The 4133-nt window shown below is 74.9% G+C and carries 4 protein-coding genes and 1 pseudogene; 1 reads left to right on the top strand and 4 read right to left on the bottom strand.

The features are described from left to right. On the bottom strand, nucleotides 1–1084 hold a 1084-nt coding region (locus tag MNZ29_RS24735; protein ID WP_277957391.1), incomplete at its 3' end, for a DUF1565 domain-containing protein. A gap of 277 nt (nucleotides 1085–1361) precedes the next feature. Here MNZ29_RS24735 and MNZ29_RS23620 point away from each other — a divergent pair. Continuing rightward, nucleotides 1362–2168, top strand: coding sequence for an alpha/beta fold hydrolase (locus MNZ29_RS23620; protein WP_242341520.1), 807 nt, complete (start codon nucleotides 1362–1364; stop codon nucleotides 2166–2168). A 149-nt stretch (nucleotides 2169–2317) separates the two neighbouring features. Here the strand turns inward: MNZ29_RS23620 and MNZ29_RS23615 are convergent, their stop codons facing one another. The 3 genes and pseudogenes from MNZ29_RS23615 to MNZ29_RS23605 form a co-directional block, all read right to left on the bottom strand. Continuing rightward, entirely contained in the window at nucleotides 2318–2905 is a 588-nt protein-coding gene (locus tag MNZ29_RS23615; RefSeq protein ID WP_242341519.1) for a DJ-1/PfpI family protein, read from the bottom strand. Between the two features lie 106 nt (nucleotides 2906–3011). After that, nucleotides 3012–3527, bottom strand: a complete 516-nt coding sequence (locus tag MNZ29_RS23610) for an arsinothricin resistance N-acetyltransferase ArsN1 family A (protein WP_242341518.1) — start codon at nucleotides 3525–3527, stop codon at nucleotides 3012–3014. Between the two features lie 2 nt (nucleotides 3528–3529). Continuing rightward, a pseudogene (locus MNZ29_RS23605) lies at nucleotides 3530–4133 on the bottom strand (glutamine--tRNA ligase); the annotation flags it as partial.

Genomic DNA, 4133 nt, shown 5'->3' with positions numbered 1-4133 from the left:
ACGACCCGCCCCCACCGTCTCCCCCGCCCCCGCCGTTTCCCGGGCTGCCGCCCGAGCCGCCCCCGCCACCGCCTGCACCGGTGTGGTCCACGAAGTCGCCGAGCGCGTTGCTCCACACCATCGCGCCGCCGCCCCCGCCACCGCCGCCCCCGCCCGCACCGAAGCGGCCCGCTTCCCCGATGCCGCCCACGGCGCTGCCGATGTGCCCGGCGTAACGAGCGTCGCTCACGCCTCCGAGCGAGGCGCCGCCAGGGGCGTTCGCGCCCGCCGCTCCGCTCGCGCCCGGAGACCCGTTCTTGCCCGCGATGGTCGTCGCGGTGCCGTACAGAATGCCGCCTGCGCCCCCGGCGCCGCCGCCCGTCCCCAGCCCACGCTGGCCGGCGGTTCCGTCGGTGGCGTATCCGCCCATCCCTCCGGCACCCCCCATGGATCCGAGAGTCCCCCCGGCTCCGCCCACGCCGGTGCACGTATTCTCCGTGCACGCCGCGGTTCCGTTCTCGCCAGGCTGTCCTACCTGTCCGCCCGGGGGCGTCCCGCCCGGGAGACCGGGCGCGCCGTCTCCTGCCTCGATGACGAGGGCGTGCAGCTGGACGTTGGACGAGGAGTCGAGCCGGACGCCGTAGGAGCTCCGCCCGAGCAGGGTCGCGGCCGCGCTGCGGATCGTGAGGCCGTCGAGGATGACGTTCGTCACCCCCCGGCCGAAGACGCCGTCGTTGCCGTGCAGGTCGCCAGAGCCGCCCTGCACGACCGTCACGTTCACGGACGGATTGCGGGCCCAGGCGGCGTCGTACCCTCCGTACACGGCGACGTCGTTCGCGAGCTCCAGCGTGCCTGGGTAGGTGCCCGCGGCGACGTGCACGTCGCCGCCTCCGAGCGCCGAGGCGGCCGCGATGCCGCGCGCGATCGTGGCGAACGGCGCTTGCGGGGTGCCGGCCGCGCTGTCCGACCCGGTGGTCGCGACGAACCAGCCCGCCGACTGTGGGTTGTTGGAGCCAGCGTCACCCGGATCGCTCGATCCGGAGCAGCCGGCGACGAGCGCCAGGGTGAAGGAGGGAAGGAGCAGTAACCGTAAAGTCCTCGTCATTGGTCCCCCAAAGGGTTACGGCGCTCGCCGGAAACCAAAGGCGTGCGGCCGGATGTCGCTGCACGCTGCGTGTACCAGATCCGGGCGCTCCACTGGAAGTGGGGTCCCCCGCCGACGGGACAGGGGCTCGGTGATCCGTATGACCCCAAGCGAATTCTCGCGGTCAGTCGAGCGCGGGGGTAGCGCTCGGACCCTGGGCGACACCGACACACTCGAGCTCTACGCCGACGGGCTGCGGTTCTTCGCTCGCGCAGCGGGTCCCGAGGACGGGCCGCTGGTGGTCCTGCTGCACGGGTTCCCCGAGCTGTCGCGCTCCTGGCACCACCAGCTCCCCGCCCTGGCGGCGGCAGGCTACCGCGCGGTCGCGCCGGATCTGCGCGGCTACGGGCGCACCGAGCGGCGAGGTCCGTACGACCTGCGCACGCTCGCGGGCGACGTGGCCGGGATGGTGCGCGCCCTCGGGCGCGAGCGCGCCGTCGTGTGCGGACACGACTGGGGTGGCGCGATCGCCTGGGCGGCGGCGACGTACGCGCCGCAGGTGGTGGAGCGGCTGGTGGTGCTGAACTGCCCGCACCCGGCGGCGTTCGCCCGCGAGCTTCGCGTGAACCCCCGCCAGCTCCTGCGCTCGCGCTACATGCTCGCCTTCCAGCTGCCGTGGCTGCCGGAGCGGCTCCTCGCGCGCGACCGCGCCGCCGCGATCGCGCGGGCGCTGCGCGGCGGCGCGTACCGGCGCGACGCCTTCCCGCGGGACGAGCTCGAGCGATACCGGGAAGCGTTCGCATCGCGCGAGGCGGCCGCCGCGGCGCTCGCCTATTACCGGGCAGCGTTCCGCGAGCGCGGAGCCTTCGGTCGCGCCGCCCGCGCCCGCCCGGTCTCGGCGCCGACGCTCGTGGTGTGGGGCGTCCGGGACCGCTTCCTCGGGCTCGAGACGATCGCGCCGGAGAAGCTCGCGCCCTGGTTCGCACCCGGGAACGCGCCGGCCGTGGTGCTCATCGCGGAGGCAGGACACTTCGTGCAGAACGAGGCGCCCGGCGAGGTGAACCGGGCGATCCTCACGTGGCTCGCGGAGACCGGGCGGGGGTAATCCGGCAGGGGAGCGGCCGAGTCCGCTCGCCCTTCGACGAGCCTCCGGGCGAGCGGACCCGCGCCGCGCGCAGGGCGCGCACGTCCTCGTACGGGTGGGGGGACGAGAGGCGCGAGGACGGCGCCGCCGCCGTCGTCCTGCCTCGAACCCTACGCCTCGACGCGCGAGCCGAGCACCTTCAGGAACTGCCGCATCCACTCCGGGTGCGCGGGCCAGGCCGGCGCGGTGACGAGCTTCCCGTCGGTGAAGGCGTTCGACGCGGTCGCGTTCACCTCGCCGAAGCGGGCGCCCGCGGCGGTGCACTCCGGACCGACGGCGGGGTAGGCGAGGCAGGCCTTCCCCTTCAGGACGCCCGCGGCGGCGAGGATCTGCGGGCCGTGGCAGATCGCGGCGATGGGCTTGTCGTCGCGCGCGAAGCCCTGTACGAGCTCGATGACGCGCGGATTGAGCCGCAGGTACTCGGGCGCGCGCCCCCCGGGGATGACGAGCGCGTCGTAGTCGCCCGGCCGGAGCTCCTCGAAGGCGGCGGTGATCGCGAAGCGGTGCCCGGGCAGCTCGACGTAGGTCTGATCGCCGACGAAGTCGTGCACCGCCGTCTTCACCGTGTCTCCGGGCCTCTTGCCTGGGCAGACGGTGTGGACCGTGTGACCGACCATCGTGAGGATCTGGTACGGCACCATCGCCTCGTAGTCCTCGACGAAGTCGCCGACGAGCATGAGGATCTTCTTCGCGGCCATGCGCTTCCTCCTTGCGGAGCGGGATGGCGCGAGGATGGCGTGAGGACAGGGGACCCGGCCCGTGCCTTGTGGGTTCGCCGAGGAGCGGCCGCGCTCCCGCCGCGACTCAACGCTCGCGAGCGTCCCCGACGAGCCGCTCCACGAGGAGCACGTCGCGCCAGGCGCCGTCGAGCCGCGCGTGGCGCCGATGCACGCCGACCTCGCGGAACCCCAGGGAGCGGCAGAGCGACGCGCTCGCGTGGTTCTCTACGAAGATCTTGCCGACGACCTTCCACGCGCCCGCGGCCTCGGCCGCCTGGAGGAGGGCCACGCCGAGGGCGCGTCCGACGCCCCGCCCGCGCCCGTCGCGGGCGACGTACACCGACAGCTCCAGCACGCCTGCGTAGCAGGGGCGGGCGCTCGTGGGGAACAGGGCGCCGTAGCCGAGCACGGCGCCCGCATCCTCCGCGACGACGACCGGGTTCACGAGCCACTCCGACACCTCCGCGGCGATCCGCGGCCGCGTCTCGAACGTGGCGGAGCGATCCTCGATGCCCTGGTTGTAGATGCGGGCGATCGCGTCCGCGTCCTCGGGACGGCCGGGGCGGCACGTCACGGGGAGGGGATCGACGTCGGCTCCCATGGCTACCCGAGCTTCTCCTCCAGCACCTTCCGCACCAGGGCCGCGTCGGCGGTGCCGCCGGTCTCGCGCATGGCGGCGCCGACCAGCACGCCGAAGAGCTTCTTCTCTCCGGCGCGGTACCGATCGGCCTCGGCCCGGCGCGCCTCGAGGGCGCGCGCGACGGCGGCCTCCACGGCGGCGCGGTCGGCCACCTTCTCGAGGCCGAGCGCCTTCATGCGCGCCTCGGGATCGCCCCCCTGCTCGACGAGCTCCGCGAGGAGCGTCTTGCCCGCCGCCGGGGTGAGGCGGCCGGCGTCGACGAGCGCGACCAGCCGGCCGAACGCGGCGGGCTGGAGCGGCAGGGACGCGAGCTCGCGATCGCGCGCGAGACCGGCGAGGTCGTTCACGAGCCAGCGCGCCACGGAGCGTGCGTTCGGGTGGACGGCGACGGCCGCGTCGAACCAGGTCGCGACCGCGGCGTCGGCGGAGAGGAGATCGGCCTCCTCCTCGGAGAGCGCGAGCGGCCCCGTGTAGCGGGCGTGGCGCGCGGCGAGCCCCGGGTCCGCGGCGCGCGCCTCGGCGCGCAGCTCGGCGCGGGCCTTCCGCGACGCCCCGGGCCCCGCCCCC

Source organism: Anaeromyxobacter sp. SG64 (assembly GCF_022690745.1).
Classification (GTDB): Bacteria; Myxococcota; Myxococcia; order Myxococcales; family Anaeromyxobacteraceae; genus Anaeromyxobacter; species Anaeromyxobacter soli.
Note: the sequence above shows the minus strand (reverse complement) of the source record. Positions and strands in the feature narration are given on the sequence as shown.